The following is a 251-nucleotide window of genomic DNA, read 5'->3' as shown; positions in this document are numbered from 1 at the left end:
CTATCTTGACTTCCATGCCGAGCGTATCGGGCAAAGTGACTTCACTGAAGTACCGTGAATCCTTGAGGGGTTGCCAGCCTTTAGGGTCCAGTTCAAAAAACTGGTAGCCCTGCCGATCAACCCGGACACCGTAATCACGCCCATTGAGCATGGCATCTTCACCGAGCAGCTGCACCAGATAATAAAATCGCTGAGATTCTTCTTTCAGCACCTCATTTTTAGGCGCTGGCAGCGTCATCACAACAGCCACA

Annotated in this window: 1 pseudogene; it reads right to left on the bottom strand. The window is 51.0% G+C overall.

Annotated elements, in window-relative coordinates:
* A pseudogene (locus ACYP03_RS27190) lies at window positions 1-251 on the bottom strand (type II secretion system protein GspH); the annotation flags it as partial.

It is taken from the genome of Photobacterium sp. R1 (assembly GCF_054600795.1).
Note: the sequence above shows the minus strand (reverse complement) of the source record. Positions and strands in the feature narration are given on the sequence as shown.